Here is a 26,275-nt window from a genome sequence, read left to right on the forward strand (position 1 = left end):
AGGGCCATGGAGGCCGGACTTATTTGAGGACTACAGATGAACACTGAGCATCAAGCTCTTGCCGATGTTCCCCTTTGGCTTTTGGTGTTGTTGAGCATGGCCGGGCTGTCTGGAGAAATGCTTAGGGCATCAGGTACTGACCTTGGCATTCGGCAGATTTTACAGCGTGTAGCCCTTCGTTTTCTTGCGTCTGGCCTGCTTGGCATGGCGACGCTACTGCTCGCGATGGCTCTGTGGAACAACCTCTACCTTGCCGCTGGACTGGGCATTGTCATTGCAGTGATCGGCGCCGATGTCGCCGGAGGCTTGTATACCCAGTTTCTGGCCAAGAAAGCCGGAATCAACGACCGCAGCTAAGAGGGGTAGGAAGTGTTCAGCCTCACGATCAATGCCGACAGCGCCCCGCTTTATCGGGAAATTTCGGACCTTCGGAACAAGCAAATCCCGTTCGCCCTGGTACTGACTCAAACGCGCCTGGCCAAGGACTGGGTAAAGCCCGGCATGCTCAAGGTGATGCGGCAGCGCCTCGACCGGCCAACCCCTACCACGATGAATAGCCTGTTTGTTCAGTCGGCCACCAAGGCCCGGCCGGCAAAGGTGTATTTCAAGGATGCTTGGACCACGGGCATTCCAGCTGATACCTACCTGCAGCAAGCGGTACAGGGCGGTCAGCGACCCCATAAGCGCTTTGAAAAGTCGTTGATTGCTCAAGGACTGATGAAGTCGGGGCAGTTCGCCCTGCCGGCCAAGGACCTGCTCAATCAATACGGCAACGTCTCGCGCGGCACCATGATCCGTATCCTTTCGGGTCTCGGGGCTGCTGAGTCTGGGCGCGGGCATCAGGCCAACGCCACGGGAAGCAAGCGCAGTCAGCGCAAGGGCAATGCCAATCGCTATTTCGTCGGCTCGGTCGAGGGTTCACAAGGCGTATGGGAGCGCAAGGCTTCGGCCTTTGGCGACGCGGTGCGCCCGGTCTTCATCTACAGCGACGGCGCGCCGGGCTATCGGGTGATCTTCCCGTTCTTCAAGGTCGCCGAGAACATCGTTAAGGCGCATGAGCAGGCCGTGTTCACTGCGGCGCTTGGCCAAGCCATTGCCACCGCGCGGTCGTAATGGGTAGGGTGGGGAGGGGCTGCCGCCACCCCCTCCCCCCGGCAATGGGTCCTCCCAGGCCCCCCGGCGGTAGGGGGTAATTCGGGCCCCGCTCTTTCGCTATGTATGACCCTTTTTCGGAGGTTGGTTGTTGTTTCGACTATGGCTAATCAAACCATCACCCGTCAGCCGTACTGGCTAAACAAAACACGCATGGCCGCAAGTCTCGGGATTTCGGTTCAAGCCTTTGATAACTGGGGTGTCACGCCGGTCGCAAAGATCGGTAGGGAGAACTTCTATGACACCCGTGTTGTGCTGGACAACCGCCTGCAGCACCAGAGTGGAAAACACCAACCTGGCGCAGATGAGATCGATCCGCTCATTGAATACAAGATCGCCTGCGAGCGTTTGCGCCTTACCAAGGGGCAAGCAGATGCCCAGGAAAGCAAAAACAAGGTCTCCGACAAGGAGCTTGTGCCGGTCGGTTTCATGGTCTTCGCGCTCGCAAGCCTGTCAGCGCAATTGGCCTCGACCCTCAACACCGTGCACAAAAACGTCAAGCGTAAGCACCCCGATATCAATGTGCGCCACTTAGAGGCGGTCGAAAGCGAGATTGCCGTTACGCGTAACGAGGCCGTTGCGTTGGCGGATCGCATACCGGAGCTTTTGAATGAGTACATCAACTCCCTGGCTGAAGGGGCTAGTTGAAGCGGTCCGGCGCGGGCTCAAAAACCTAGAAGTAGACCCGCCCATGACGGGCGTCGAATGGGCCGACAAATACTTCTATATGTCCTCCGAATCGTCCTATGGCGAGGGCAAGTGGACCACCGAATGGTTTCAAGTGGCGTTGCTCAACGCCATGGGCAATGACCTGATTCATGAGCTGAACCTGCTGAAGTCGGCGCGGGTTGGCTACACCAAGATGCTGATGGCCAATATCGCCTACAAGCTCAGGCACAAGAAGCGCAGCGTCTGCATGTGGAGCCCTACGGACGACGACGCCAAAGGCATCATGAAGAAGCACGTCGATCCGATGATTCGCGATGTGCCCGTTATCAAGGCCATGGCGCCCTGGTACGGCAAAAAGCACAAGGACAACACCGAGGATCAAAAGACCTTCGAGAACCGCAAGGTTTTGTGGTGGCTGGGTGGTACGGCGGCGGGCAACTACCGGGAGAAAAGCCCGGATGAGGTCGGCTACGACGAGTTGTCGAGCTTCAATGCCGACATTGGCAACGAGGGCTCGCCGACTTTTCTGGGTGATAAGCGTCTGGAAGGTGCGACCTTCCCGAAATCGATACGCGGGTCAACGCCCAAGCTGGCAGGCAGTTGCCAGATCACGCGGGCGGCCGGCGAGTCGGCCTACCTGCTGCGCTTCCATATCCGCTGCCCGCACTGCCAAACCGAGCAGACATTGAAGTTTGGCGGGCCTGATGAGCCTTATGGGCTCAAGTGGTCCAAGGACGAATTAGGCGAAGTAGATAAGGCCTGGTACCTGTGCGAATCGGGCAACGGCTGCACCTTTGAGCACCATGAAATGATGGCGGCCTCTCAATTCGGCCGTTACATCTGCGAGCGTACCGGCATTTGGACGCGCGACAGCATGGAGTGGTTTGGCCCTGACGATAAGCCACTTCGCACGCCACGCCGGCTTACCTTCCATATCTGGACCATCTATTCGACCTTCACCACCTGGGTAAAGATCGCCGACGAGCGGGTCAAGGCTGGCAACGACCGGGGCAAGCTCAAGACCTTTGTAAACACCACGCTCGGCGAGGCCTGGGAAGAGGATATTTCGGAAAAAGTCGATTGGGAGAAGTTGCGCGAACGCCGAGAGGTGTATGGGGCCGAAGTGCCGGCGCGTTGCGTCGTTCTGATGGGGGGCATCGATACCCAGGACGACCGTTACGAGCTGCGGGTATGGGGCTTCGGCGCCGATGAGGAGGCTTGGTTGATCTACCGGCGCGTATTGACCGGCGATCCTGCCAGCGTCCACCTGCTGCGCCAGGTCGCGCTGCAGCTGCGCAAACAGTTCACCCGTGCCGACGGCATGAAAATGGATGTGATGCGGTGGTGCTGGGACTCCGGTGGCCACCACTCGGAAACTGTACGGGCGCAGAGCCGAAAGCTCGGCCTGCATTGGGTGGTTCCGATTTTCGGGGCCAGTACCTACGGCAAGCCGATTGCCAGCTTCCCGCGCAAGAAAGAGAAAAAGTCAAAGACTTACCTGACCGAGGTTGGTACCGACAACGCCAAAGAGGTCATTTACAACCGCCTCAAGCTGCAGCCGGACGGCAATCGTCCGGTGCCGGGCCTGATTCACTTCCCGGCCGATGATTCAATTTGTGATGACGACGAGCTTAAGCAGCTGACCAGCGAAACCAAGAAATGGGTTTTGGCGAAAGGTCGGCGCGTGCTGCGCTGGGATGCCAGTAAGCGTCGCAACGAGGCACTCGACTGTTTTGTATACGCCCTGGCGGCGCTACGGATCAGCCAAGACAAGTTCGGGCTTGACCTTGAGTCATTGACTGAGGATCTGAGCCCAGAGGCTCGCGGGTGGGAGCCCTTGGTGGAAGACGACGAATCGGACGAGCAAGACGACGAGCCGGACGCGCAAGGCGAGCCGGACGAGTCCGAGGAATTAGACGAAGTAGACGAGCCGCCGGCCGAGCCGGAATCAGAACCCAACGAAACAACACTGCCCGAGCCAGTCGATGCCGACGGCTTCCTGGGCGTAGGAGAGGACAACCCATGGCTGTAAACCCCCAGGAAATGCTCGACCTGTACATGCAGGCTGAGCGCGACGTGTTGGCAGGCAAAGACACGCAATTCAACGGTCGGCGGGTGGTAATGGCGGACTTACCCCAGATCATCAAAGGGCGGCAGGAGTGGGAGCAGCGTGTAGCAGCCTCCCGAGGCGGCCCCGGCTATGCCGTGGCTGTCTTTGAATGAATCGCGTTGATCGGGTGCTTGAGCCGCTGTTTCCCCGCTGGGTAGCGCAGCGCATGGCCGCCCGTGACGTGATCCAGGCCTATGAGGCCGCTACCGTAACCCGCACGCATAAGGCTAAGCGACAGGGCCGCAGTGCCAACGCCTCGCTGCAGAAAGATGGCCGCTCGATGCGCGAGCAGTGCCGCAAGCTGGACGAAGACCACGACATTGTCATTGGTCTGCTCGACCGGCTGGAGGAACGGATTGTTGGCGGCCCTGGTATTTCTGTGGAGCCGCTGCCCCTGGACTACTCCGGCAACGTGCATACCGGCTTTGCCGGCCTGCTCAAAGCAGAATGGGCGGAATGGTCGCTTTGCCCGGAGGTATCGGGCGAGCTGACCCGGCCGCAGATGGAGCGCCTGGTGTGCCGCACTTGGCTGCGCGACGGCGAGGCCTTGGCCCAACAGGTGATCGGCAAGGTGGCTGGCTATGAGCACCTACATAAAGTGCCGTTTGCCTTGGAGCTGCTGGAGCCTGACTACCTGCCATGGGAATACAACGACCTGTCCAAAGGGATTGCCCAGGGCGTCGAGCGTAACGAGTGGCGGCGCGTTCGTGCCTACCACGTCTACAAGCGACACCCCGGCGACCTGATCGTGCATGGCTTGGCGCAGAACACTAAGTCGGTGCCGGCGGACCGGATGTTGCACATTGCCTACCGCAAGCGGATTGGGCAGAACCGTGGTGTTCCGCTGTTGCACGGGGTAATCACCCGCCTGGCGGATATTAAGGACTACGAGGAAAGCGAGCGCGTTGCCGCGCGGATCAGTGCGGCGCTGGGTATGTACATCAAGAAGGGCTCGCCCGACGAGTACACGCCCGTACAGAACGCCAAAGAGCGGTCGATTCCGATCAAGCCCGGCATGCTCTATGACGGCCTGAAGCCGGGCGAAGAGGTCGGCATGATCGAGAGTAACCGGCCTAATACTTTCCTTGAGCCGTTCCGTTCGGGGCAGTTGAAGGCGGTGGCAGCCGGCACGCGCAGCACGCATTCCAGCGTGGCGCGCAGCTACGACGGCACCTATTCGGCGCAACGCCAGGAGCTGGTCGAGGGGCAGTTGGGCTATGACCTGCTGCAGCATGAGTTTATTGACTACTGGTGTCGGCCGGTGTACCGCAGGTGGCTAGAGACGGCCATTGTCAGCGGGCAGATCAAGGTGCCGGCCGACGTTGACCCCGACACCGTGTTTTCGGCGGTGTACCAAGGTCCTGTAATGCCCTGGATCAACCCTGTTCATGAGGCGACGGCTTGGAATCTGTTAGTCGACGCCGGTTTTGCCGATGAGGCGGAGGTAGCGCGCTCGCGGGGGCGTAACCCTGCGGAACTCAAGAAATCCCGCATGGCGGAAATCTTGTTCAACCGGGCGAAAGGGCTGGTGTTCGGCTCGGACGCCTTCCACAAGTTCTACGGGAACAAAGGCAATGCAGACAATGCGAAAGACCCCGCTGATCCAGCCTCGGGCGGCAATCAGCCAAGCAAACAAGCCCGAGGATAGTTGGTACACCATCCACGCCGCCTCGCGTGGCGTGGCCGAGGTCATGTTGTACGACGATATCGGCGCCTGGGGTATCTCAGCGCGCCAGTTCGCGCGCGATTTGGCCGCGCTGGGTGACGTGTCACAGATCAACTTGCGTATTCACTCCGGCGGCGGCGACGTGATGGACGGGACCGCGATGTACAACATCCTGCGCGGTCATTCGGCGCGGGTAGAGGTGTACATCGACGGCATGGCCGCGTCGATGGCCAGCGTTGTGGCGATGGCAGGCGATGTGATCTACATCCCCGCCAACGCCATGATGATGATTCACAAGCCGTGGGGTGGGCAGGTCGGCGATGCTGACGACATGCGCGATTACGCCGACTTGCTGGATAAGGTCGAAGGCACGTTGATTCAGGCTTATGTGCGCAAGTCGGGCAAGAGCGTCGAGGAAATCGCGGCGATGCTCAAGCAAACCACCTGGATGGATGGCAACGAAGCGGTGGCGGCCGGCTTCGCGGATCAGGTGTTGGAACCGCTCAAGGCCGCCGCTCAACTCAGTTCGAAACGTTTAGAGGAATACACCAGCATGCCACCAGAAATGCGCGCCCTGATTCAGCCGCGGGCCTCTGCGCCTAACCCGGCCCCTGCCCCAGCGCCGGCCCCGGCACCTGCACCAGCCGCTGCGGCAGCTGACCAGCAAGCGGCCGCGATGCTCGCCCAGTTCCGGGCAGATGAAACCCAGCGCCGTGGCGACATTGCCGCTGTCTTTGTCGGCAACTTCGCGGTGGCGCATGCTGAGCTGCTGCAGTCCTGCCAAGCGGATATGACCTGCACCACTGCCGTGGCGCGTGAGCGTTTGCTGGCGGCCTTGGGGGCCGATACTGCGCCAGTGAATGCGCCAACTGCCCGTCACCCTGGCCACGTCGGTAACGGCAACCTTGTAGGCGACTCGGTGCGCGCATCGATCTATGGCCGCTTGGGTTTCGAGGATAACCAAGCCGACAACGCTTACAACTACATGACCTTGCGCGAGCTGGCCCGTGCCTCGTTGCAGGATCGCGGTATTGGCATAGCCACGCTGCGGCCGCTGGATATGGTCGGCATGGCCTTCACTCACAGCTCAAGCGACTTCGGCAACATCCTGCTGGATGCCTCGCACCGGGCGCTGCTGGCAGGCTGGGAAGAGGCCGAAGAAACCTTCCACCTGTGGACCCGAACCGGCCGTCTCAGTGACTTCAAGGTGGCCAACCGTGTCGGCCTGGGGTCGTTCTCGGCGCTGCGTGAGGTGCGCCCTGGTGCCGAGTATAAAAACATCACCCTCACCGACTCCGGCGAAACCATCAAGCTGGCCAGCTATGGCGAGCTGTTCACCATCGACCGCCAAGCGATCATCAACGACGACCTCGACGCCCTGAGCGCAATCCCGCGCCTGATGGGTATCGCTGCGCGGGCGACCATCGGTGACCTGGTGTACGCAACGCTGGTCGACAACGGCAAGATGAAGGACGGCAAACCGCTGTTCGATGCGTCGCGTAAAAACCTGTTCACCGGCGCCGGCTCGGCGTTGTCGATCGAGTCGATGAGCGCCGCAAAAACGGCGATGGCGCTGCAGAAGGCGAAGACGGCAGACGGCGCCAAGTCGCGCACGCTGAACATCCGCCCGGCCTTCTTGCTTTGCCCGGTGGCCCTGGAGGACAAGGCCAAGCAACTGATCCGTTCCGCCTCGGTGCCTAATGCCCAAGTCAACGCCGGCGTGATCAACCCTATCAAGGACTTTGCTCAGGTTATTTCTGATCCGCGCCTTGATGACGCATCTTCGGCGACCTGGTACCTGGCAGGCCGCCAGGGTAGCGACACCATCGAAGTGGCCTATCTGGATGGCGTTGATACGCCGTACATCGAGCAGCAAGAGGGCTTCACCGTCGACGGCATCGCCACCAAGGTGCGCATCGACGCCGGCGTCTCTGCGCTCGACTCGCGCGGCCTGAGTCGTTCCGTCGGCGCCTAACCCGCCGGTTTTGCCAAGTACCCCGCCTTTGCGGGGTTTGTTGTTTCTGGAGTAGGAGAAAAATGGGCTATGGCCACTAACCATGTAAATAGCGGAGCGACTGTAACCTTGCCGGCCCCCACCGGCGGCTCGGTGGCAGGGGCGCCGCAGGTGATCGGCGACCTGGCGGTGATTCCGCTGCAAAGCGGCCCCAAAGGTACCCCGATCACTTACCGCACCTGCGGTGCCTGGAACGTTGCGGCGGCGGCGGGCCTCAAGGCTGGCGTAAAAGTCAGCGCGAAGGACGGCGCCCTGGTTGCGGCTGGTACTGCCGACGCTTTGCCCTTCGGCAAGCTGTTGAGCGATACGCTCAACGGCTATGCCGAAGTGCTGATTGTGCAGTAATGGCGGGCTCGAACTTTCGCGACCGTATGGCTGGCCTGTCTGCCCGAATCCTGCAGCGCGTGGGTGACCGCGCGACTTTGGAGGACGGCAGCCAGGTCCTGGGCACCTTCGAAAATCCGTTTCTTGACCCCCAGGTGGGGGGCAGGGGCGGGGGCAAGGGCCTGGCCATGCAGGTCGATGCGGCCGAGCTGGGGGAGCCTCGTTTCTGCGTGCTGGCTGCAGATGCGGCGCGCTTCCCCAATGAAACGCCACTGACCATCGAGCTGCCGGCCGCTGAGGGTGGCGGCCGTTACCGCGTGGTGCGGCCAGAGCCGACAGGTGATGGCATGGTGGCCTTGGTGCTGGAGGTGGAGAGTGAGCGAACCGCAGACATCATCTGATGAGTTGGCCTTGCCCAGTGAGCTTACGCTGCTTCACGGTGCAATGACTGCCGCGATGGTCGCGGGCCTGCCGCAGGTTAAGCATGTAGAGGCTTACCCGGTACTTAAGGAGGGCATGCAGCTGCCGGCGCTGATTTACGCCATGACAGGTGTGGCGCCGGGCACCTCGCCGGGGGACGGCCGATTGTGCGTCAAGGCGACTTTCGAGGCCTGCATTCTGGTGGAGTCGGGCCGCAAGATGGCGCCCCTGCAGGCGGCCATTCTGGCATCCAAGTTCATGCAGCTGCTCGATGAGCAGTATTGGAATCTCGACTTTGTCGGTCAGGTGCACGGCGTGCAGGCCATGCCATCGGAAATGATCCCCGAACTGGTGCGGTGCACGGCCTGGTCGGTGATGTGGCAGCAGGACGTTTACCTGGGGCAGACGGAATGGCCTTGGGAAAACGAGCCGCCGGGCTCGCTGGTGTTTGCCTTCAGTCCCGACACGGGGCCGGGCGCCGAGGGTGACTATCAGTCGCCGGAGGAAATGGCATGAGCTACGCGGCAGCAGCGCATGACCGCATGTTGGCCGGCCTGGTGATCCCCTGCCGGGTGGTGGCGGTCGACCTGGCCGCCGCCATGGTGCGCGTTTCCGACGGGGCTGGCTGGACGAGCGCCTGGGTGCGCTGGCACAGCCAGGCCGCTGGCAAGGCCAGGCACTGGCGCGCGCCGAGCCTGGACGAGCAGGGCGCGTTGATCAGCCCCAGCGGCGAGCCGGCGCAGGGCACGTTCGTGCCGGGGTTGTATGGCAACGCCGGGGCCCAGCCGGATAACCGCGACCACGTCGAGGTGTGGCGTTTCGATGACGGCGGCTCACTGGTCTACGACTGGAAGGCCAACAGCTACACCATCGAGCTGCCCACGGGTACCGCGACAATCAAGGTCGGCGGCAGTACGGCGGTCGTTACGGATAACGCCATCACCGCCACGGCCAGCAACATTACCCTGACTGGAACAGTGCAGATCAACGGCCCGTTACGCGTAACGGGCGATATCAACGGCGGCGGCAAGATCATCGACACCGCCGGCAACACGGCAAACCACAAGCACTGAGGGCGGGTATGACTGAAAAGCGACAAGGGCCAATCAACGGCGCTGACTCAAGCATGATCGAGCACATGGTGTGCGGGCAGATCGAGCAGCGCTACGACGAGCTGCGCATGCGGCAATTCTGGACGCGGCTGTTCGCCGGCGACAACGACCCCAAGGCCATGGCCGAGGGTCTGTGTCGGGCCTTGAGCGGCGGCCACTACGTGCGCAAGGAGGCGGGACTGGTCAGCAATCTCACGGTGCAGATGTTCGGTACCGCGACCCCTGAGGAAGTCGCCAAGGCCGTGCGGGCAAGTGTCGCAGCCCAAGAACGCGTCGGCTAACTGCCGATTGCAACCACCACAAGCCCGCCCCGTGCGGGCTTTTTCATGCCTGGAGCAAACATGGCTAACCCCAAGAAACCCCCGGCGGCAGCGGATGGCGCGGCGTCGGTGACTTACCGCGACACGGTCTACACCTCCCGCGTGCTGATTCTCCCCGGTGGCCGGCAACTGTCGGTCGAAAAGTCCCAGGTCGGCGCGCCGGCCGATGACGCCGAGGCCCTGGCGTACCTGTCGGGGCATTCGGACCTGATCCTGCAGGAGTAACGCCGTGAACGGAATGGATCGCCACACGGGGCTGCCGTTGTCCGGCCTGGCGCACCTGCGGCAGTCCGTTGCGGACATTCTGACAACGCCCCTGGGCAGCCGGCGGATGCGCCCGGAGTACGGCAGTCAACTGCGCCGCTACGTCGATTTGCCGGTTACCGAGGGCTGGAAAAGCGCTGTACAAGCCGAAGTCGCCCGCGCCCTGGGGCGCTGGGAGCCGCGCCTAAGGCTGGAGCGGGTGAGGGTCACCGCCGTTGTCGGCGGCCAAATCACGCTGCAGCTAACCGGGCAGTACCTGGGCGAAAACGCGCTAATTGAGGTGACGGCATGAGCACAATCGAGCTGTCGGCGCTGCCCGCGCCGCAAGTGCTGGAAGACCTCGATTTTGAGGGCACTTATCAAGAAGAGCTGGCCACGTTTCGCCAGTTTATGGGCGATGACTGGAACGCGCTTTTGGAGAGCGACCCGGTAACCAAGCTGCTGGAGGTGGGCGTTTACCGGCGCCTGCAGAACCGCGCGCGGGTCAATGACGCGGCCAAGGCGTTGTTGCTGGCCTATGCGCAGGGCAGTGACCTCGATCAGCTGGCCGCCAATGTTCAGCTGCGCCGCCTGGTGATTCAGGCCGAGGATTTGGACGCGGTACCGCCGGTACCGGCGGTGCTGGAAGAAGACGATGCGCTTCGCGAGCGTATCCAGCTGGTCTATGAGGGGCTGACCACGGCCGGCCCGCGCAACAGCTACATCCTGCATGCGCGTAACGCTTCCGGCCTGGTCGCCGACGCGACGGCCGAGAGCCCTTCGCCGGCGGTGGTGGTGGTCACTGTGCTGGGCCTGGACGGTGACGGGGCTGCAAGCCCTGAGCTGCTGGAGACGGTGCGGTTAAAGCTCAGTGACGACGACGTACGGCCGGTGGGGGACCGCCTGACGGTGCAGGGCGCGCAGGTCCTGCGCTATCGGATCGATGCCGTGGTGCACATGGCCGGCAGCGGCCCGGAAACCGAGGCCACGCTGGCCGAGTGCAAGCGCCGGCTGTTGGCCTGGGTCAACCCCCGGCGCCGCCTGGGCGTCGAGGTGGCGCGTTCTGCGGTGGATGCCCAGTTGCATATCAGCGGGGTCAGCCGGGTGGATTTGAACGGCTGGGTAGACGTTCGCCCGACCAAGGCCCAAGCGGCTTGGTGTGAGGGCGTTACCGTAACGCGGGGTGGCTGATATGAGCAGCCTGCTACCGCTCAACAGTACCCCGCTTGAGCGGGCGATTGAAGCGGCCGATTGCGAGATTGTCGAGACGCCGTTGCGCACGCTTTACAACCCCGACACCTGCCCGGCGCACCTGCTGCATCAACTGGCCTGGGCCTGGTCGGTGGATCGCTGGGACGACACATGGTCGGAGGCGGTCAAGCGCTCGGTAATCCGCTCGGCGTTCTACGTGCATGCCCACAAGGGCACCATCGGCGCCCTGCGCCGGGTGGTCGAGCCGCTGGGCTACCTGATCGAGGTTCAGGAGTGGTGGCAGACCGTCCCCGAAGGGGTGCCGGGTACGTTCGCCCTGCAGGTCGGCGTACTGGAAGAAGGCATTACCGAGGAAATGTATCAGGAGCTGGGCCGGCTGATCGATGACGCCAAGCCGGTCAGCCGCCACCTGACTGGGTTGGCGATCACCCTGGCCAGCACCGGCTATTTACGCATGCCGGCGTGCTTGTACGAAGGCGACGAAATCGACGTTTACCCGCCGACCTCCCGCGACATTGAGGTCACCGGCGGCTTTGGCCCTGTGGGCCGTGAACACCAAATTGAAACCCTGGACGTTTACCCATGACCGACCAAAACAGCCAGTTCTTCGCCATCCTGACGGCGGTTGGCGAGGCCAAGCAGGCCAACGCTGATGCCCTGGGCATCCCGTGGACTTTTACTCAAATGGGGGTTGGCGATGCCAACGGTACCGAGCCGATTCCTTCGCGCACGCAAACCCGCCTGATCAACGAGCGCCGCCGGGCGCCGCTGAATCAAATCAAGGTCGACCCGGCCAACGCCAATATCGTCATTGCCGAACAGATCATTCCGCCTGATGTGGGTGGCTGGTGGATTCGCGAGATTGGTCTGTACGACGCGGATAACGACCTTGTGGCCGTGGCCAACTGTGCGCCGAGCTTCAAGCCGCTGCTGAGCCAAGGCACCGGCAAAACCCAAATCGTGCGGATGAATTTCATCGTTACCAGCGCGGCCAATGTCACGCTGAAAATTGACCCGGCGGTCGTGCTGGCTACGCGGGAGTATGTCGACCTGCGCCTGGCCGAGGAAATCGGCAAGCTCGATGGCAAAGGCAGCGTTCGCGCTGCCACTACCGGGCCGATTGACCTTAGCGGGCTGCCGGTGCTGGACGGTATCGCCTTGCGCGCCGGCGACCGGGTGTTGGTCAAGGATCAGGTGCAAGCCAAGGACAACGGTATTTATGTCGCCGCCTTGGGCGCCTGGGCGCGCGCGCAGGACGCGGACGGTAGCCCCGAGGTAACGCCGGGCTTGACGGTGACCGTGGAGCAGGGCGCAAAACTGGCGGATACGCAATGGCTGCTCGTTACCGACGCGCCGATTGTCCTGGGCACTACACCGTTGCAGTTTGTATGCCCTGGTGCCGGCTATAACGGGGTGGCCTCGCGTAACTCTAGCGGGGCGATCCTGGCCGCTGATTCCGGCAAGATGTTCTATTTCTACGGGAATACACCAGATCAGGCCTTGACCCTCCCGCGCGCGCTGGAGCTGCCCCAGGGTGGAAAGCTGAACCTGCAGAATATGGGCGCCGTGGCGGTCGAAATCTTCCCGGCCGAGGGTGAAAAGCTGTGGGTTGGTGGGAGCAATTCGCGGCCATCACTGACCATGCACCCGTGCACCGAGCTGGAACTGGTGCGGATTCACCCTACCGAGTGGTTTGCCCAGGGTACCGGCACGCTGCACCGCCTGAGCAGCTTGCCGCTGTTGCCGGCCGGGGCCAATGACGGGCGCTTGGCTAGTGCGGCCTTTGTGCAGCAGGAGCTGACGGCAGAGCGCGGCAGTGCGGCGCCGCAGATGGACGGGGTAGCGGCCGCTGGTGTGTCAGCGAAGAAGGCGCGCGAGGATCACCGCCACCCGACCGATACCAGCCGGGCGCCGAATCATTCACCCGTGCTTACTGGAAAGCCCGAGGCCCCAACGGCGGCGCCAGGATCGACCGGCAACCAGATCGCGACATTGGATTTTTGCCTGTTGCTGGTCGCCGGCCTGGTGGACTCGGCGCCAGGGGCCATGGATACCCTCAAGGAGCTGGCCGCCGCCCTGGGTAATGACCCGAACTTTGCCACCACGGTGCTTAACCAGCTGGCCACCAAGGCCAACCGGGCGACCACCCTGGCGGGCTATGGCATTGCTGATGCGCTCAAGAACGTCAACCCATTGCCGGGCGGCAGTATCGATATTCATGGCACGCCCTATGCCTTTTTGACTTCGCCGTTTGAAACGTCGATGGGGCAAAACTGCTATTGGAACGGCACGGATTGGGTCCGCCATAACGAGGGCGCGGCGGCCGTCTGTGTGACGGCGACCAATGGCGGGGTGATTATTCGCCGGGCGGCGGCCGGGCCGAATCCGATTGTGTGGGCCACCGCCTCGCCGATTCTGGATACCTCAAACATCCTGTTCAGCTACTTGAAGCAGTTGCCGGCAAAAGTGGCTGACCATGGGATTACCGACGTTTACACCAAGACGGAAACCCAGCAGCGCATTGCTACGGCGGTTTCTGACCTGGTGGGCTCGGCGCCGGGTGCGCTGGACAAGCTCGATGAGCTGGCCGCCGCCCTGGGCAATGACCCGAACTTTGCCGCGACGATGATCAACCAGCTGGCCACCAAGGCCAACCGGGCGACCACCCTGGCGGGTTATGGGATCACCGATGCCATTCCGAACCGCAACCCGTTGGCGGCCGGCAGCCTCGATATTCACGGCGGGCAGTTTGCGTTCCTGACCTCCGGTGATGAATCGGCAGTGGCACAAAATGCGTATTACGACGGGACGAAATGGGTTCGGCATGATCCGTCAAAAGGTTCGGTTGCACTGGTGGCTACGGCCGGCGGCGCGGTGGTGCGCAAGTGGGCAGCGGGCACCCCGGCAGGTGACCCCGGTGTGGTCCGGCAGATTGTCGACTTCAGCATGCAGGCCTCTGAGGCGGACATTGACGAGGGGGTTTCGTCGGGCAAATGGGTCAGCGTGGGGGGCTTGGCGCGCTATGTGGCACGCATGGTAAGGCAAGCAACTGAAGCGCTGGCCGGGCTCGCGCGGATCGGTACGCAAGCCGAAGTGAACGCCGGCACCGATGACACGCTGATCGTGACGCCGAAGAAACTACGCTTCGGGGTCGCCTACAGCCTGACGCAAAACGGCTATATCGCGCTGCCGTACTGGCTCGGGGGTTTCATCTTCCAATGGGGTTACGTGTACGAGTCGCAAAGCGTTACCGACTATCGGCCGTTCACCATTCCGTTTCCGAACAATGTTTTCGGCATGACGATGTCGATTGAGGCGCAGACCACAGGCGGGCACACCAACAGCTTGGGGCATGTGGTGCAGGTGATCGGGCGCAATGCGTTTCTGTGGTCGGTCGGCGGCTCGCTGAGCGGCGCAGGGTATGGCTATTACTGGGCTTGGGGGAACTGAGAGTGGCAGAGCGTTATTGGTTTGTAGTGGATGGCACTGGCCGCCTGCTGGGGCGCCTCGACACGGTGGTCAACCGCGAGGTGCCGCCTGAGGCGGTCCCTGTCAGTAAGCGGCTGTTTGAGCAGAGCCTGGAGGCACCGCGCGGCCTGCAGTGCTATTTCGTTGACGACGCAGTGGAGTTTCGGCCGTTTGAAGGGCTGGCCGCTACTGAGCAGCGGGATTGGCGCAATGCGCAACTGGCCGGCGTCGAGTGGCTGCGCAACCGTCACCGCGACGAGCAAGACCTGCAGCGCGAGCCGACCCTGTCGGCGCAGCAATTCAGCGAGTTGCTGGCTTTCATGCAGCAGCTGCGCGAATGGCCGCAAACCGAACAGTTTCCCGATGCTGCGCACCGCCCCGTGGCGCCGGCGTGGATCGCCGAGCAAGTCCAATAGAGCCCCGCACTGTCGGGGCTTTTTCTTTCCCGCAATACCCTTTGGAAGCCCTGCTATGCGGGGCTTTCTACTTTCTGGAGTAGGTACATGAGTGGATTTTTTCACGGCGTTACAGTAACGAACGTCGACACCGGCGCGCGGACCATCGGTTTGCCGTCTTCCTCGATCATTGGCCTGGTCGACACCTTTACCCCTGGTCCGGCGGCGAGCGCCAAGGCCAATGACCTGGTGCTGATCACCAGCGAGCGCGAGGCGGTTGCCGCCTTCGGTCCCGACTCGGCAATCACCAAGGCCTGCCAGGCCATCTACACGCGCGCCAAGGCCGTTATCGTCGCCTGTGGCGTGGCCAAGGTCGAGGACGCCGCCGCGCAGACTTCGGCGATCATTGGCGGCGTGCTGGTCGACGGTACCCGTACCGGCCTGCAGGCGCTGCTCGATGGTAAAAGCCGCTTCAACGCGCAGCCGCGGCTGCTGGTAACGCCCAAGCACAGCGCGACTCAAGCGGTCGGTACCGCCCTGGTGGCGCTGGCCGACAAGCTGCGCGGAATTGCCATTATCGACGGCCCAAACAGCACCGACGAGGCGGCCATTGCCTACGCCGAGAACTTCGGCGCCAAGCGCGCCTACATGGTCGATCCGGGGGTCAAATACTGGGATACCGCTGCAGACGCCACCGTCGACGCGCCGGCCTCGGCCTGGGTGGCTGGCCTGTTCGCCTGGACCGATAGTGAATACGGGTTCTGGGCCTCGCCGTCGAACAAGGAATTTGTCGGCATCACCGGCACCGGGCGCGCTATCGAGTATCTGGACGGCGACGCCACCTGCCGGGCCAACCTGCTCAACAACGCCAATATCACCACCATCATTCGGGACGACGGCTATCGCCTGTGGGGTAACCGCACCCTGAGCAGTGATCCTAAGTGGGCGTTTGTCACCCGCGTGCGGACCATGGATATCGTCATGGACGCAATCCTGTACGGCCACAAATGGGCGGTCGACCGATCGATCACCGCGACCTACGTCAAGGACGTGACCGAGGGCCTGCAGGCGTTCATGCGCGACCTCAAGGCCCAGGGCGCAATCATCAACTTTGAAGTCTTCGCTGACCCCGAGCTGAACACGGCCAGCCAGCTGGAGCAGGGCAAGGTTTATTGGAACATCCGCTTTACCGATGTGCCGCCCGCCGAAAACCCGAATTTCCGCGTCGAGGTCACCAACCAGTGGCTGACCGAAGTTCTCGACCAAAACGCCTAAGGAGCTGAACCCATGGCAATGATTCCCGAAACCCTGGCCAACCTGAACCTGTTCGTTGATGGCGTGAGCTTTCAAGGCGACGTGCCCAGCCTGACCCTGCCCAAGCTGACCCTGAAGATGGAAGAGCACCGCGCCGGTGGCATGGATATGGCCATCGAGATTGACCAAGGCATGGAGAAGCAAGAGGCCGGTTTCGTCACCACCGGCGTGCGTCGCGAGTCGCTGAAGTTCTTCGGCCTGGCGGACGGCACCGCCTTCAACGGCACGTTCCGGGGCGCCTTCAAGGGCCTGAAAGGCAAGGTGACGCCGGTGGTGGTCACCCTGCGCGGGGCGCTGAAAGAGGTCGATATGGGCGATTGGAAGCCCGGCGACAAAGCCGAAATCAAGCACAACGTCGCGGTCACCTACTACAAGCTGGAGGTCGACGGCCGCCTGGTCTATGAGATCGATCCGCTTGGCATGAAGCGCGTAATCAATGGCGTCGACCAGCTCGCCGCCCAACGTTCGGCCCTGGGCCTGTAAGGAGTTCTACCGATGATCAATGCAAAAAAAATCCCGGCCTGGATGGTTCTGAGCGGCGAAGCCGTTACCGTAACGCTGAGCAAGCCAAGCGAAGCCAACGGCGTGCAGGTCGACACGCTGCGGCTGCGCGCGCCGACCGTGCGTGATATTCGCGCGGCCCAGACCAACGCCGGCGGCGACGACGAGCAGCGCGAGCTGAACCTGTTCGCCTCGCTGGCCGAGATTGGCGCCAAGGACGTTGAGGGGCTGACCCTCAAGGACTACAGCCGCCTGCAGGCCGGCTATTTTCGCCTGGTGCAAGACGACGAGCTTTGACCCTGTGGTGCAGAAGCGGTTGGCCAAACGGCTAGCCGTCGAGCTGCATTTTTCCGCGACTGAAATCGAGGCCATGCGATTTGATCGCATGGTCTGGTGGCTTACGGACTGAGGGCACAGGGGGTAGCGCATGGCGGGAAAATTGGCCCTCATGGTGGCCATTGGCGGCGCGGTCAATTCGTCGGTCGGCGCCGCATTCAACACGGTCGAAGGCCGGATAAAAAAGCTGGAGGACAAGGGCAACAAGGCCAAGGTGCTGAAAAGCACCATTGGCGAAACCATACGCTTGCGTGATGAGTGGAAGAAGGCTTACGAGAGCGGTTCGGCCGGCGCCGCTGAGTTGTCGCGCAAGCTGGAGAGCAACTACGAAATTCTGCGCAAGCAGGGCGTGCAGGTGGGTCACCTGCGCAAGGAGTACCAGCAGCTGCAGCGGGTGGCCAAGGGCACCGATTTGCAGATGAAGGGGCATCAGCAGATCGAGCAGGGCAAGGCCGGGCTCAAAACGAACATGGGCCAGGCCGTGGTCGGCGCCGGCGCCCTGGGCGTGGCGGGCAAGATCAGCGCGGACTATCAAGCGATCATCCGTGACATTGCGATCAAGGCCGATGTGGTCAACCAGCCGCAAGAGGCCCAGCTGAGCCGCACGGTTATTCAGACCTCGCAAGAAACCGGGATGGCGCGCAACGATGTGGCCGACCTGGTTAACCAGCTGGTCGGCGCTGGCATGGATTTGAGCCAGGCTATGTCGTATGCGCCGGTGGCGGCCAAGTTCGCCATTGGCCAGGGGTCCAGCGGCGTCGACACGGCAAGCATGATTCAGGCGCTGCAGCAAAACGCCAAGATCACCGATCCTAAGGTCATGGAGCAGGCCCTGGAGGCCATCGCCCTGCAGGGCCAGGCGGGCAGCTTTGAGGCCTCCGACATGGCCAAATGGTTTCCGCAGTTGTTGGCGGGCATGGAGAAGAACGGCAGCATCGGCATGGAGTCGGTCAGTTCCCTGGGTGCGATGCTGCAGGTGCAGATGAAGACCGCCGGCGGTTCCGATGAGGCGGCCAACAACCTCAAGAACTGGATGGAAAAAATCGGTTCGGGCGACGTGGTCAAGGCCTACAAGGACGCTGGCATTGATTATCAAAAATCGCTTAACACCGGCATTCAAAAGGGTATGTCTACCCTTGAGTCGAGCTTTTCCTTGGCTATGGAGTACATCCAAGCGACCGATCCCGCCAAGGCGGCCGCGATGGCCGAAGCTCAGGCCAAAATCAGCAAGGAGGCCGACCCCGAGAAGGCCAAGGCGATGCTCAACGCCCTGGAGCAGTCGCTGCGCACCGGCGATATCTTTGCCGATATGCAGGTTAAGGCGGCGCTGACTGCCTATGCGGGCAACCGTGACCTGTACGAACAACTCAAGAAGGACTCGCAGAATGCCAAGGGCATTCTCGACAAGAACCTACGTGAGCGGCGGGAGGCATCGGCGCAAAAGTGGGCGGAAGCAACGCAAGCGATTAACGATTCGATGCGCAGCCTTGGCGAGGCAATTGCCCCGGTTACTGACTTGATCGCGGTGGGCATCACGAAAGTCGCCCATGTGCTGACCAACCTGTCGGACGGCTCGCAATCGGTGGTGCTGGGCATTACGGCCATCGGCGCGGGCTTTGTCGCCTTCAAGGCAATCCTCAATAGCCTGAAGATCGCCCGAGGGCTGGCCAACGTCGGGCGCGGTCTGATGATGGAGCGTAGCGGGGCGCGCCTGATGGGAGGGGCTGCAAGCGCGGCAGCGGGCGGCGGGATGAAAACCGGTATCAAGCCTGTGGATTCCGGTTTAAAGCTGCTGGGCGGCCTTATGGGAGCCAGCAACGACCCAAACGGCGGCAACAGTCGCGAGCCGCAGCGGGTGTTCGTGGTCAACGCGGGCGCCCTGGGTGGTCCAGGGATCGGCGGGGGTGGTCCGGCCGAGGGGCGGGGTCGTGGTCGACGCCGGCAGCGGCAGGGCAGTAAGTCGAGTGATCGGCCGAGCAAGGCGAATTCACGGCCGGTTTCCTCGCGGCCGGACGTGCCCAAGCCGTTGGTTTCCAAGCCGGCCGGTGTTTCGCTGCCGTCCGCAGCGCCTGGCAAGTTCGGCAACATGCTCAGTATGGCCGGGAAGGCCACCAAGTTCAGCAAGGGTATGCCGGGTGGCGCGGTGCTCGATGCCGGCGTAATGGCTATCGACACCATGATCAACGCCAAGACCCAGGACGAAAAAGCCGAGGGTTACGGTGGGGCTGCCGGCGGACTGGCGGGCACCATGGCCGGCATGGCCGCCGGTGCCGCGATTGGCTCGGTGGTGCCGGTGATCGGCACCGCCATTGGTGGCGCGGTAGGGGCGTTCCTCGGCGGTATGGGGGGCGAGAGTCTGGGGGCTATGCTCGGCAAGTCATGGTTTGGCAGTGATGAAAAGGACGACGAAAAAGAGACTGCAGTAGCCAAGGCGGACGATCCCAGCAAGGCAGACAAGCCTGCGGTGCCGGGTGATGCGGTGCGCCCCCTGGTCGAGAACAAACCACCGGCCAAGGCAGGGGGGCTGGTCACGGCAGCGGCGCCGGCGAAACCCGCTGCCGGTGCAGTGCCTGGGGAGGTCGTGCGCTCAACGGCGGTGGCGACACCGACGGCGGCGGTGCCTGCGCTGGCTCTCGCCAAGGCGCCCGAGGTGGCCAAGCCGGGCGCGCCCAAGGTCGACCAGAACCTAACGCTGACCCTGAGTGTTCCTGTCACCGTTCAAGGTGACGTGAAAGACCCGGCGCAGTTTGCCCGCGAGTTGGCCCCGCACCTGCGGCAACCGTTTGAGGAATTCGCGCGGCAGGTCGCGGCCCGGCAGCTGTCGGACGCACCACACGTTTAAGGAGGTGGCCATGGCCTACATGGAGCAACTGCAATCGGGGCTCAAGTCCCTGGTTGCAGCGGGGGAGGCTGGCCGAACCAGCCTTGATGGCATGTTGGGGCCCCTCAACGGGGCAGTCAGCGATATGACCGGGGCGGCGGCCGAGCTGGAGGGGGTGCCCTTTATCGGGCCCGCCATCGGCGCCAAGCTGCAGCGGACCATGCGCGGCATCAGCGCGGCACAGTCCAAGGTGGGCGAGGTCGCGGCGAAGTACAACCAAGCCGCTACCGCTGCCGGGCAGGTGCAGGAACGCCTCGGCACGCTCAAGGAGCAGGCCGGCAAGGCCAATGCGGCCATCAACCGGATGGCTGGCAAGGTTAGCCCCTCGCTGGGCAACATCATGCCAACGGGGGCTTTGGCGCCGGAGGTTACGCCGGCGGCCGAGGCGGTGAAGCCGTTCCCGCATTTGCTGATTTTGCAGCCGCTCGCGCCGAACGGGCAGCCCTACTATTTCAACCTCGACACGGCCGCGTTTGAAGAGCTGCGCCGGCAAACCTCGTTCAAGTGGGCCGGGCAGGAGCGTTTGACGCGCAGTATTTCCCAGCAGGCGGTCGGCCTGGGCGAGGACAAGCTGAGCCTCAAGGGTGCGATTTATCCGGGGCACAAGGGCGGCCTCAAGCAGCTGGATACGTTGCGCAGCATCGGCCGCAGCCTGCAGCCGCTGAACTTGACCACGGGCTATGGCGAAGTTCTTGGCGCCTGGTGCCTGCTCAGTGTCGAGGAAGACCAGAGCAACCAGCTCGCCGGCGGCATTCCGCGTAAACAGTCCTTTAGCCTGGAGTTTGTGAGCTATGGCCACGACCTGCAGAACGTCTGAAGGGGATTTGCTCGACACCATCTGTCACCACTACTACGGCCGCCTCAATGGCACCGTCGAGGCGGTGCTGGGGGCCAATCAGGGCCTGGCTGATGAACCACAACCCTACCGCGCCGGCGTGCTGATTGTGCTGCCGGACTTGCCGGCGCCGACCGAGGCGCTGATTCAGCTGTGGGATTGACCCCGCGTTACGCGTAACGACGAAGCCCCGCCCTGTGCGGGGTTTTGCTTTTCTGGAGCTTGCACCATGCAACCCACTTTCCGCCTTGTCGCTGACGGCAAGGACATAACCGCCATGATCAATGACCGGCTGCTGATGCTGCGCACCTCGGATAAGCCCGGCATGGAATCGGACGAGTTCGAACTGCGCATTGATGACCGGGAGCAGGCTGTGGCGCTGCCCAAGCGCGGCGCGCATATCGAGGTATACCTGGGGTACGCCGGCAGCGCCCTGGCGCGCCTGGGGCGCTACACGGTCGACGAGGTCGAACTATCCGGGCCGCCTGACACCCTGGTGATTCGGGGTAAGGGCAGCGATATGCGTGGCAGCGGCAAGACCACGCGCAGCGGCAGTTGGGAGGACGTGCCCCTGCAGCAGATCGTCCGCGACGTGGCCGCCCGTAATGGCTGGCAGCCGGTGTGCCCGGTGACCACGAAAGTGCCCCGCGTCGACCAGCTCAATGAGTCGGACTTTAACTTTATCACCCGCCTGGCCAAGCAGTACGACTGCACTGCCAAGGTGGGCGACGGCAAGTTGCTGGTGTTGCCGCGCCAAGCTGGCCAGAGCGCGAGCGGCAAGGTCCTGGCCACCGTCACCCTCGGCCGTGCCGACGTGAGTCGCTACCAGTTTCGCCTCGGCGACAACGGCACCAAGAAGGCCGTACAGACCAAGCATCAGGACAAGAAGACCGGCGCGTTAAAGGTGATCGACCTGGGCAACGACGAATCGCCCGACAGCCTGCCGCCGGTGCACACCGATCGGCATATCTACCCGAACAAATCCGCCGCCGAACAGGCCGCCAAGGCGCGCTTGGCCGCGTTCAACCGCAGCACCGCCGGCGTGCGCCTGGAAATGGCCGGCCGTGTCGACCTGATCGCGGAATGCCTGATCAATGCCCAGGGCTTCAAGGATGGCCTTGATGGGGAGTACCTGGTGGATTCGGTCGAGCAGGTGTTTACCCAGTCCGGCTGGACGACCACGGTCGAGTGCAACGGCGGCAAGAAGGGCAAAGCCAAGGCCAAAGGCAAGAAAAAGAAAGAAACCAAGCAACTCAAGGTCGTTGACCTGAAACCGGCCTGAGCGGCCATCACTGGAGAACCCAATGTCTATCAATGTGCAGCAGCTGCTGCAGATCCTCCCCAGCGCCGGCGCAACCAAAGCCGGCGTTTTTGCACCTGTGCTCAACGCGGCCATGATCAGGTTCGACATTGTCACCCCGCACCGGCAGGCGATGTTCCTGGCCCAGGTCGGCCATGAATCGGGCCAGCTGCGCTACGTGCGCGAGCTGGGCGGCAACAGCTACCTGGCCAAGTACGACACCGGCAAGTTGGCCGCCGCCCTGGGCAACACCCCGGAGGCCGACGGCGACGGCCAGAAGTATTGCGGCCGGGGGGTGATCCAGATTACCGGCCGCAGCAATTACAAGCGCTGTGGCGAGGCCCTGGGCCTGGACCTGATCAATCACCCCGAGCTGCTGGAGCAGCCCGAGCACGCGGCCAGCTCTGCGGCTTGGTTCTGGCATCAGGCCGGCCTCAACCGTCTGGCCGACCGGGGCGAATTCAACGCCGTTACGCGGCGAATCAATGGCGGGCTCAACGGTCTTGAGGACCGCCTGAAGCTGTGGGCGAAGGCTCGCGAGGTGCTGGTGGTATGACGGCCCTCAATTGGCGCTTGGCTGGGTTGGCGTTGCTGTTGGGCCTCGCCCTGGGCGGCCGTGGCGCCTGGCTGTGGCAGGCGAGCAACTACGCCAAGCAGCTGGCCGATCAGGCCCGCGATCACAAGGCCGAGCGCGAAGCTGCCGCCACGGCCGTGATTGGTTGGCAAGAGGCCGAGCAGGGCAAGCGCCGTTTACTGGAAAATCGCCTGCAGGCGAATGACGAAACCTACTATAAGGAATTGCTCGATGGCCAACAGACTCAAGCTCGTTTGCGTGACCGCCTTGCTACTGCTGATTTACGGCTGTCAGTCCTACTCGACGCCAGCGCCCAGGGTGGTAGCGGTGGGGTGTTTGCCGCAACCAGCGCCGGCGGCGTGGTTCATGGTGCCACGCGAGGCGAACTTGACCCAGCGCATGCTCAACGAATTGTCTCCATCACCGGTGACGGTGACGAAGGATTGAAAGCGCTTCAGGCCTGTCAAGCTTATGTGCGTGGTATTGCACAGTGAGCTGGACGAGTAGTGTTTATTGATGCCATAGCCGGCCGCGAAAGAACTGTGGTTGTCTGTGACCCGACCAGGAACTGGTAAATTTAGGAAGTCTCCTTGCATGGATAAAATAGAGTTGATTAAACAGACTACATCGTGTCCCATGTTTTGCGGGTTCGAAAGTATGAATCATCATTGCCAAACCCACCTAGGATTTCATTGAAATAAGGCGTGGCTTCGTGATTGATATTCATGCTCAAGTACTGTAGTTCAAAAAGTACCTCAGCCCAGTATCTAATCATCTGTAGTATGTAAAGCTGCCTCTTTGGTGCGACGGCCTCAAAAACTCCTGTTCGATGACTTGCGTCTTCGTGGGTGTTTATCTCAGTTCCTTGTTCCGATGTATGCCAAACCATCCCGAGCCGGCTCATGATTTGGCCGGTAATTTCAGAGTTACCTTTAATGATTTGTTTTTTTCTTTCGGAGATATCATTTTTGTATATCTCTGTGTCTACCTTTGAGTACCACTCGGCTGTTGGGTTGGATTGGCGTCCACCAACTAGAAAGTCAAAATTTGAGTAGCGATCTCCTTTTGCAAACTTGGACAGTATGGTCATTATGTTTTTATGTATTTTATGGTCTAGTGCTGGTAGTGATCTAATATTTAGTTTTCTTTTTTTAATCACACCTTGTGATTGTTCATATAGTTTTATGAGGTCGTGGCCAATAGTGTTTTTTAGGTATTCCTGGTTTGGGAATTTCCCATTTGTTTCAATGAAGTGGTCGAGGGTAAGGCATAGTTTCCCTATGCGTTCCAGTCCGATGCTCAGGTTGCTGAACGCTTGAAAATATAAACCTTGCGTTGCGTAATTTGCTTTTCGAATCTGTGTTGCACCGGCCCCTAGAAGCTCCTTGGAGAACATTGCTTCTTTACATAAGGCGTTAAATATATCTGGTGACTTCATGTCGACATGCACCCAAATCGATAAGGGAAGTGAGCTATGGGTTGCTCATGGAGAGGTTGAGTTAACTACTACACTATTTTCACATGTTGCGCCATCATGGGCAGCGCCTACCTCTAAACCACAATCAGGATTAGATCGAAAGCCGCCAACAGGGCCTGAACTGACGCCTATGGACGGCGAGAGCAGGTACTTCACTTGGCCCTATACTACCCTGACTAAATAGCGGGGAGTTGGCTCATGGATGACCTGGACGAAAAGATCGCCGCCGGCGAGCCACTGATGCAGCAGGCAATGGAAGCAATGCGCCGGTACCACGAAGCCCGAAATTCTCTGACGTCTGCAGAAGTGGTGGAGCGCCTGCGGCTTGAGGCTGAGTCACTGATGGAGGCGGTTCATGAGTACCAGCGGCGAGCGCTCGGCGCGCCTACTCGCCCGCTTCATTGAGCGTCTTTCCAACAGGAGGCATGCCACCCCATGTTGGTGAGCAGCCGCCAAGATGCTTATTCTTCAGCTCAGTATTCTCTACGTGAAGACTGGATACATCCCAGGTCAGTGGCTCGATACTGCCTTTGAGCTGAGTGATCTCCTCAGCTTGTCCCTGGTTCACCACCACCAGCTTCTCGATTTTCTTCCGTGCCCGAGAAAGGTCGTGCTGCAACTGCTCGTTCTCTCCCTGGAGCAGCAGTGAGTGTTGCTCAAGCATTTCCATGGGTGTTGGCATGCCCAATGAAAAGCGTCGTCGTCGATGATCACAATGCCACTAACCATTACTGTTTTTATATACAGCAGTGGAGGTGTGACAGTTTTGACCAGCTCAGGGCGACGAATTGCAAAGGTGTGAGATGTTTTCGCTTGGGTGGATGCTGCTGGTATGCCGAGTCGGCATGAGGGGACTCAGGTCCTGCCGGACCAATGGCCGGACCAGCAGGTGAGTATTAGAGGGGGAGGCAGGGGGATTTGGTCCAGTAAAACCTACTCACAGCACCTGTTAGACACCAATGTTATAGCGCATGGTGATGTTAGCGGTGGAGATCAAAGGGCTTACCTATCAATAGCTTACGTCGCTGGCATTGCGGCTGATACCGATTTGATACCAATTTGCAGCTTTTCCAGCTCGCTCCAGTCGGAGCTTGAGTTAATCCAACGCGCATACGTCGACAGCAGCATTTGCACGCTGTGGCCGAGCTGTTGGGAGATAAATGCGGGGTTGAGGCCAGACATTAAGCATATTGTCGCATAGGTGTGACGACAGTTGTATGGCGGACGGTAACGAATCCCCAGTTCTTTAAGTACCGGCCGCCACTGATGATGCAGATCAGAGGTCTGCCGGACGTACTCTGCGTTCTTCGATGGGGGGAAAATGAACGGTGACTCCGTGACCCGCCCCTTTCCTTTCCTGCTTCACATGGGCAACCTTCTTCTCCAAGTCGACAGCATCCCAGCGCAGCGCCAGGCCCTCCGACAGGCGTACGCCGCTGAAGAACACGAACTCGAAGAACGCCGCGTAGATCTGGCTTGGCCAGTGCGGGTGCTTGTAGAGCCTGGCGGTGATCTGACCGGCTAGAGCAGAACCTCGCTAGAAAGCGCAGTGGATTCGGATGCTGACGGACAGCAATAAGCATCCGGCTGGGCAAGGTACAGAAGGGCATTTAAGCCGTCGCCTACCCCGTCACCTCAGTAGAGATGGCGCAGGTCATGCTTGACCACCGCATCGACCACCAGGCTGGTGGCCTTGCCCAACAGGCCCGTACCGTTCATGTGCTCGGACAGCATCTTGGAAAAGGCTGGAATCTGCCTTTCGTCCAGGTGTGTTGCGCGATCCCACAAGCCCGCGGCCAGCAGTGCTGGGCAGTGCTGGAAGCGATAGCGCTCGACGTTCACGACGGTAGCGACCCGAGGTGGCTTGCCGTTGATTGCCAGTGGGGCGAGCAAGTTCGAGTCGTTGTTCAACCAGGCGCGCCCGGCCACAGATAAAACCGTGTCGGCGCCGG

General features: G+C 61.4%; 29 protein-coding genes and 3 pseudogenes. 28 read left to right on the forward strand and 4 right to left on the reverse strand.

Annotation, left to right across the window (positions count from 1 at the left end; translation table 11 throughout):
- Positions 1-36: 36 nt before the first annotated feature.
- From UB48_RS15120 to UB48_RS15250, 27 genes and pseudogenes are all read left to right on the forward strand, one after another.
- Positions 37-357 (forward strand): phage holin family protein, encoded by a 321-nt coding sequence (locus UB48_RS15120; protein ID WP_045198396.1) that lies wholly within the window; start codon positions 37-39, stop codon positions 355-357.
- 12 nt (positions 358-369) lie between these two features.
- A complete protein-coding gene (locus tag UB48_RS15125) occupies positions 370-1,113 on the forward strand; it encodes a hypothetical protein (RefSeq protein ID WP_045198398.1) in 744 nt (247 codons plus the stop codon).
- A 141-nt stretch (positions 1,114-1,254) separates the two neighbouring features.
- Positions 1,255-1,800 carry a terminase small subunit gene (locus UB48_RS15130; RefSeq protein ID WP_045198400.1) on the forward strand — a complete coding sequence of 182 codons (546 nt, stop codon included), beginning with the start codon at positions 1,255-1,257 and terminating at the stop codon, positions 1,798-1,800.
- Positions 1,763-3,853 carry a phage terminase large subunit family protein gene (locus tag UB48_RS15135; protein WP_045198402.1) on the forward strand — a complete coding sequence of 697 codons (2,091 nt, stop codon included), beginning with the start codon at positions 1,763-1,765 and terminating at the stop codon, positions 3,851-3,853. Before UB48_RS15130 ends, UB48_RS15135 begins: the two co-directional genes overlap by 38 nt.
- Entirely contained in the window at positions 3,844-4,044 is a 201-nt protein-coding gene (locus UB48_RS15140; protein ID WP_045198404.1) for a hypothetical protein, read from the forward strand. Before UB48_RS15135 ends, UB48_RS15140 begins: the two co-directional genes overlap by 10 nt.
- A complete protein-coding gene (locus UB48_RS15145; RefSeq protein WP_045198405.1) occupies positions 4,041-5,579 on the forward strand; it encodes a phage portal protein in 1,539 nt (512 codons plus the stop codon). The genes UB48_RS15140 and UB48_RS15145 overlap by 4 nt, the downstream gene beginning before the upstream one ends.
- Positions 5,515-7,572 (forward strand): ClpP-like prohead protease/major capsid protein fusion protein, encoded by a 2,058-nt coding sequence (locus tag UB48_RS15150; RefSeq protein ID WP_275559880.1) that lies wholly within the window; start codon positions 5,515-5,517, stop codon positions 7,570-7,572. The genes UB48_RS15145 and UB48_RS15150 overlap by 65 nt, the downstream gene beginning before the upstream one ends.
- A gap of 108 nt (positions 7,573-7,680) precedes the next feature.
- The gene (locus tag UB48_RS15155; protein ID WP_275559869.1) at positions 7,681-7,956 is read left to right on the forward strand and encodes a hypothetical protein; all 276 of its coding nucleotides are present in this window, start codon (positions 7,681-7,683) and stop codon (positions 7,954-7,956) included.
- A complete protein-coding gene (locus UB48_RS15160; RefSeq protein WP_045198411.1) occupies positions 7,956-8,336 on the forward strand; it encodes a hypothetical protein in 381 nt (126 codons plus the stop codon). Before UB48_RS15155 ends, UB48_RS15160 begins: the two co-directional genes overlap by 1 nt.
- On the forward strand, positions 8,311-8,871 hold the full coding sequence (locus UB48_RS15165) for a hypothetical protein (RefSeq protein WP_275559870.1): 561 nt from the start codon (positions 8,311-8,313) through the stop codon (positions 8,869-8,871). The genes UB48_RS15160 and UB48_RS15165 overlap by 26 nt, the downstream gene beginning before the upstream one ends.
- A complete protein-coding gene (locus UB48_RS15170; protein ID WP_045198412.1) occupies positions 8,868-9,428 on the forward strand; it encodes a phage baseplate assembly protein V in 561 nt (186 codons plus the stop codon). Before UB48_RS15165 ends, UB48_RS15170 begins: the two co-directional genes overlap by 4 nt.
- An 8-nt stretch (positions 9,429-9,436) precedes the next feature.
- A complete protein-coding gene (locus UB48_RS15175) occupies positions 9,437-9,748 on the forward strand; it encodes a hypothetical protein (protein ID WP_045198413.1) in 312 nt (103 codons plus the stop codon).
- Between the two features lie 60 nt (positions 9,749-9,808).
- A complete protein-coding gene (locus UB48_RS15180; RefSeq protein WP_045198414.1) occupies positions 9,809-10,012 on the forward strand; it encodes a hypothetical protein in 204 nt (67 codons plus the stop codon).
- Positions 10,013-10,016: 4 nt separating this feature from the next.
- The gene (locus tag UB48_RS15185) at positions 10,017-10,343 is read left to right on the forward strand and encodes a GPW/gp25 family protein (RefSeq protein WP_045198415.1); all 327 of its coding nucleotides are present in this window, start codon (positions 10,017-10,019) and stop codon (positions 10,341-10,343) included.
- On the forward strand, positions 10,340-11,221 hold the full coding sequence (locus UB48_RS15190) for a baseplate J/gp47 family protein (RefSeq protein WP_045198416.1): 882 nt from the start codon (positions 10,340-10,342) through the stop codon (positions 11,219-11,221). Before UB48_RS15185 ends, UB48_RS15190 begins: the two co-directional genes overlap by 4 nt.
- Position 11,222: 1 nt before the next feature.
- Positions 11,223-11,828, forward strand: a complete 606-nt coding sequence (locus UB48_RS15195; RefSeq protein WP_045198417.1) for a phage tail protein I — start codon at positions 11,223-11,225, stop codon at positions 11,826-11,828.
- Positions 11,825-12,628, forward strand: a pseudogene (locus tag UB48_RS27710) (phage tail protein); the annotation flags it as partial. The gene UB48_RS15195 and the pseudogene UB48_RS27710, both read left to right, overlap by 4 nt.
- A 2,066-nt stretch (positions 12,629-14,694) precedes the next feature.
- Entirely contained in the window at positions 14,695-15,126 is a 432-nt protein-coding gene (locus UB48_RS27335; RefSeq protein WP_275559874.1) for a phage tail assembly chaperone, read from the forward strand.
- Between the two features lie 87 nt (positions 15,127-15,213).
- On the forward strand, positions 15,214-16,380 hold the full coding sequence (locus UB48_RS15210; RefSeq protein ID WP_045198418.1) for a phage tail sheath family protein: 1,167 nt from the start codon (positions 15,214-15,216) through the stop codon (positions 16,378-16,380).
- Between the two features lie 12 nt (positions 16,381-16,392).
- A complete protein-coding gene (locus tag UB48_RS15215) occupies positions 16,393-16,902 on the forward strand; it encodes a phage major tail tube protein (protein ID WP_045198419.1) in 510 nt (169 codons plus the stop codon).
- 12 nt (positions 16,903-16,914) lie between these two features.
- Complete coding sequence (locus tag UB48_RS15220) at positions 16,915-17,217, forward strand: phage tail assembly protein (protein ID WP_045198420.1); 303 nt, start codon at positions 16,915-16,917, stop codon at positions 17,215-17,217.
- A 130-nt stretch (positions 17,218-17,347) separates the two neighbouring features.
- The gene (locus UB48_RS15225) at positions 17,348-20,098 is read left to right on the forward strand and encodes a phage tail tape measure protein (protein ID WP_045198421.1); all 2,751 of its coding nucleotides are present in this window, start codon (positions 17,348-17,350) and stop codon (positions 20,096-20,098) included.
- A gap of 10 nt (positions 20,099-20,108) precedes the next feature.
- The gene (locus tag UB48_RS15230; protein ID WP_045198423.1) at positions 20,109-20,954 is read left to right on the forward strand and encodes a phage tail protein; all 846 of its coding nucleotides are present in this window, start codon (positions 20,109-20,111) and stop codon (positions 20,952-20,954) included.
- Positions 20,929-21,135, forward strand: a complete 207-nt coding sequence (locus UB48_RS15235; RefSeq protein ID WP_045198424.1) for a tail protein X — start codon at positions 20,929-20,931, stop codon at positions 21,133-21,135. Before UB48_RS15230 ends, UB48_RS15235 begins: the two co-directional genes overlap by 26 nt.
- Positions 21,136-21,201: 66 nt before the next feature.
- Complete coding sequence (locus UB48_RS15240; protein ID WP_045198425.1) at positions 21,202-22,254, forward strand: phage late control D family protein; 1,053 nt, start codon at positions 21,202-21,204, stop codon at positions 22,252-22,254.
- A gap of 22 nt (positions 22,255-22,276) precedes the next feature.
- Positions 22,277-22,828, forward strand: a complete 552-nt coding sequence (locus UB48_RS15245; RefSeq protein WP_045198426.1) for a glycoside hydrolase family 19 protein — start codon at positions 22,277-22,279, stop codon at positions 22,826-22,828.
- A complete protein-coding gene (locus tag UB48_RS15250) occupies positions 22,825-23,340 on the forward strand; it encodes a lysis system i-spanin subunit Rz (protein WP_045198428.1) in 516 nt (171 codons plus the stop codon). Before UB48_RS15245 ends, UB48_RS15250 begins: the two co-directional genes overlap by 4 nt.
- 128 nt (positions 23,341-23,468) lie before the next feature.
- Here UB48_RS15250 and UB48_RS27715 read toward each other — a convergent pair whose 3' ends face one another.
- Positions 23,469-24,284, reverse strand: a complete 816-nt coding sequence (locus tag UB48_RS27715) for a hypothetical protein (RefSeq protein ID WP_156160210.1) — start codon at positions 24,282-24,284, stop codon at positions 23,469-23,471.
- Between the two features lie 237 nt (positions 24,285-24,521).
- Between UB48_RS27715 and UB48_RS15255 the strand changes: the two genes are divergently transcribed.
- Positions 24,522-24,728: a hypothetical protein gene (locus UB48_RS15255; RefSeq protein WP_082075451.1), complete on the forward strand. Its 207-nt coding sequence runs from the start codon at positions 24,522-24,524 to the stop codon at positions 24,726-24,728.
- Here the strand turns inward: UB48_RS15255 and UB48_RS27720 are convergent.
- The 3 genes and pseudogenes from UB48_RS27720 to UB48_RS27995 all read right to left on the reverse strand — a co-directional run.
- Complete coding sequence (locus UB48_RS27720) at positions 24,709-24,993, reverse strand: hypothetical protein (RefSeq protein ID WP_156160211.1); 285 nt, start codon at positions 24,991-24,993, stop codon at positions 24,709-24,711. The two genes, UB48_RS15255 and UB48_RS27720, sit on opposite strands and share 20 nt — an antisense overlap.
- 347 nt (positions 24,994-25,340) lie before the next feature.
- Positions 25,341-25,836, reverse strand: a pseudogene (locus UB48_RS27340) (site-specific integrase); the annotation flags it as partial.
- 122 nt (positions 25,837-25,958) lie between these two features.
- Positions 25,959-26,275, reverse strand: a pseudogene (locus tag UB48_RS27995) (hypothetical protein); the annotation flags it as partial.

The organism is Pseudomonas sp. 2(2015) (assembly GCF_000955865.1).
GTDB lineage: Bacteria > Pseudomonadota > Gammaproteobacteria > Pseudomonadales > Pseudomonadaceae > Aquipseudomonas.

Excerpts from the sequence above, each read along its gene's own strand:
- UB48_RS15120 (WP_045198396.1), top strand. The coding sequence starts at position 37 with ATGAACACTGAGCATCAAGCTCTTGCCGATGTTCCCCTTTGGCTTTTG.
- UB48_RS15130 (WP_045198400.1), top strand. The coding sequence starts at position 1,255 with ATGGCTAATCAAACCATCACCCGTCAGCCGTACTGGCTAAACAAAACA.
- UB48_RS15135 (WP_045198402.1), top strand. The coding sequence starts at position 1,763 with ATGAGTACATCAACTCCCTGGCTGAAGGGGCTAGTTGAAGCGGTCCGG.
- UB48_RS15140 (WP_045198404.1), top strand. The coding sequence starts at position 3,844 with ATGGCTGTAAACCCCCAGGAAATGCTCGACCTGTACATGCAGGCTGAG.
- UB48_RS15145 (WP_045198405.1), top strand. The coding sequence starts at position 4,041 with ATGAATCGCGTTGATCGGGTGCTTGAGCCGCTGTTTCCCCGCTGGGTA.
- UB48_RS15150 (WP_275559880.1), top strand. The coding sequence starts at position 5,515 with ATGCGAAAGACCCCGCTGATCCAGCCTCGGGCGGCAATCAGCCAAGCA.
- UB48_RS15160 (WP_045198411.1), top strand. The coding sequence starts at position 7,956 with ATGGCGGGCTCGAACTTTCGCGACCGTATGGCTGGCCTGTCTGCCCGA.
- UB48_RS15170 (WP_045198412.1), top strand. The coding sequence starts at position 8,868 with ATGAGCTACGCGGCAGCAGCGCATGACCGCATGTTGGCCGGCCTGGTG.
- UB48_RS15175 (WP_045198413.1), top strand. The coding sequence starts at position 9,437 with ATGACTGAAAAGCGACAAGGGCCAATCAACGGCGCTGACTCAAGCATG.
- UB48_RS15180 (WP_045198414.1), top strand. The coding sequence starts at position 9,809 with ATGGCTAACCCCAAGAAACCCCCGGCGGCAGCGGATGGCGCGGCGTCG.
- UB48_RS15190 (WP_045198416.1), top strand. The coding sequence starts at position 10,340 with ATGAGCACAATCGAGCTGTCGGCGCTGCCCGCGCCGCAAGTGCTGGAA.
- UB48_RS15195 (WP_045198417.1), top strand. The coding sequence starts at position 11,223 with ATGAGCAGCCTGCTACCGCTCAACAGTACCCCGCTTGAGCGGGCGATT.
- UB48_RS15210 (WP_045198418.1), top strand. The coding sequence starts at position 15,214 with ATGAGTGGATTTTTTCACGGCGTTACAGTAACGAACGTCGACACCGGC.
- UB48_RS15215 (WP_045198419.1), top strand. The coding sequence starts at position 16,393 with ATGGCAATGATTCCCGAAACCCTGGCCAACCTGAACCTGTTCGTTGAT.
- UB48_RS15220 (WP_045198420.1), top strand. The coding sequence starts at position 16,915 with ATGATCAATGCAAAAAAAATCCCGGCCTGGATGGTTCTGAGCGGCGAA.
- UB48_RS15225 (WP_045198421.1), top strand. The coding sequence starts at position 17,348 with ATGGCGGGAAAATTGGCCCTCATGGTGGCCATTGGCGGCGCGGTCAAT.
- UB48_RS15230 (WP_045198423.1), top strand. The coding sequence starts at position 20,109 with ATGGCCTACATGGAGCAACTGCAATCGGGGCTCAAGTCCCTGGTTGCA.
- UB48_RS15235 (WP_045198424.1), top strand. The coding sequence starts at position 20,929 with ATGGCCACGACCTGCAGAACGTCTGAAGGGGATTTGCTCGACACCATC.
- UB48_RS15240 (WP_045198425.1), top strand. The coding sequence starts at position 21,202 with ATGCAACCCACTTTCCGCCTTGTCGCTGACGGCAAGGACATAACCGCC.
- UB48_RS15245 (WP_045198426.1), top strand. The coding sequence starts at position 22,277 with ATGTCTATCAATGTGCAGCAGCTGCTGCAGATCCTCCCCAGCGCCGGC.
- UB48_RS15250 (WP_045198428.1), top strand. The coding sequence starts at position 22,825 with ATGACGGCCCTCAATTGGCGCTTGGCTGGGTTGGCGTTGCTGTTGGGC.
- UB48_RS27715 (WP_156160210.1), bottom strand. The coding sequence starts at position 24,284 with ATGAAGTCACCAGATATATTTAACGCCTTATGTAAAGAAGCAATGTTC.
- UB48_RS15255 (WP_082075451.1), top strand. The coding sequence starts at position 24,522 with ATGGATGACCTGGACGAAAAGATCGCCGCCGGCGAGCCACTGATGCAG.
- UB48_RS27720 (WP_156160211.1), bottom strand. The coding sequence starts at position 24,993 with ATGGAAATGCTTGAGCAACACTCACTGCTGCTCCAGGGAGAGAACGAG.